The sequence below is a fragment of the Oleiphilus sp. HI0066 genome (genome assembly GCF_001635725.1).
Genome location: NZ_LWFH01001115.1, coordinates 1 through 1,517, shown reverse-complemented (window position 1 = coordinate 1,517; position 1,517 = coordinate 1). Strand labels below are relative to the sequence as shown.

The 1,517-nt window shown below is 46.5% G+C and carries 2 protein-coding genes; one reads left to right on the top strand and one right to left on the bottom strand.

Translation table 11 applies throughout. The annotated features are described in order from the left end of the window. The first annotated feature begins 26 nt into the window (after positions 1-26). Complete coding sequence (locus A3738_RS14660) at positions 27-977, top strand: alpha-L-glutamate ligase-like protein (RefSeq protein ID WP_068502922.1); 951 nt, start codon at positions 27-29, stop codon at positions 975-977. A 35-nt stretch (positions 978-1,012) separates the two neighbouring features. Here A3738_RS14660 and A3738_RS14655 read toward each other — a convergent pair. Next, positions 1,013-1,517: agmatine deiminase family protein (locus A3738_RS14655; RefSeq protein ID WP_197473868.1), on the bottom strand; the 505-nt coding region annotated here is incomplete at its 5' end.

Genomic DNA, 1,517 nt, shown 5'->3' with positions numbered 1-1,517 from the left:
AAATCGATTTTGGAACATCGTTGATCATGTTTGGTTTTGCCAGCCCTAAACGTCTAAAACAATGCGGCATCATCGGAATGAACCGCCGCAATGTCCAGCTGATTGCAGAGAACAACCCTCGCCAATTGTATCCCCTTGTCGACAATAAGTTGAAAACCAAACAACTTTGTCTGAAGTCTGGTATTGCGACGCCTGACCTACTTGCCGTGTTCCGCGCGCAATATGAGTTACGAAGTTTGGAACCAACATTAAAAGGGCTCGAGGGTTTCGTTATCAAACCTGCGCAGGGCAGTGGTGGTAAAGGAATTTTGGTAATTATTGATCGTAGAGGCGATCACTTCATCCGTACAGATGGCTCTGAAATTGATAGTAATCATGTACATCGTCATATCTCCAATATTCTAAGTGGTCTTTATAGCTTGGGCGGACGAAATGATGTGGCCATTGTCGAATCTCTAGTTCAATTTGATCCGTGCTTTGAAGGTATGAGCTATAAGGGCGTCCCGGATATTCGTGTGATCGTTTACAAGGGCTATCCGGTGATGGCGATGACGAGATTGTCCACGCACTCGTCTCACGGCAAGGCTAACTTGCATCAAGGGGCTGTTGGTGTTGGTTTATCCATCCGTAATGGCAGTACGTTGCGTGCAGTTATGCGCGACAACCCAGTGACCTTTCACCCTGATACAGGCAAAGATCTCACGAAGCTTAATATTCCGCGATGGGATGACTTGCTGGCTTTGTCGGCGCGTTGCTATGAAATCACGAATCTTGGTTATTTGGGTGTCGACCTAGTCTTAGACAAAGACTTAGGCCCCTTGCTGATGGAGTTGAATGCGCGACCAGGTCTAGCTATTCAATTGGCCAACGGACAAGGCTTGCTGCCACGCATTAATGCCGTTAATGCGATATCTGCGCGCTACGATCATTCTATATCTGAGAGAGTGTTATTCAGTCAGAATGAATTCGATACCTAGCCAACGTACTATCCCTGGAGGCTTAACAGATTTTGTTAGGACGCTTTAGGGATTTGTTGCGTGACGCAATGAATATTACCGCCGCCTAATAATATTTCCCGTCCACCTTTTATTCCCGTGACCTGATAATCAGGAAACGCCTGTTGAAGAACTTCAGCGGCTTGAGCATCTGTTTTTGGATCTAACAACGGGAAAATGATTTGTTGGTTGGTGATTAGAAAATTGGCATAACTTGCTGCAAGTCGCACGCCTTCATAACGAGATTCATGCGGCTCGGCGTCGAAGCTATCCGCTTCTTCTCCACTCATAAATAAGGGGCCGGGCATTGTGATTTTACGGATCGTTATGGTCCGACCTTGTGCATCAGGATGAGAGTTGAGAGCACGTTCAGCTAGTCGTGAAATCTCATATTGAGGATCAGATGGATCGTCACACCACGTTAAGACTACCTCACCCGGTGCTACGACATGCAGTATGTTATCGATGTGTCCGTTAGTGTCTTCATCGGCATAGAGCCCTAAAGGTAGCCAGAATACAACG

Excerpts from the sequence above, each read along its gene's own strand:
- A3738_RS14660 (WP_068502922.1), top strand. The coding sequence starts at position 27 with ATGTTTGGTTTTGCCAGCCCTAAACGTCTAAAACAATGCGGCATCATC.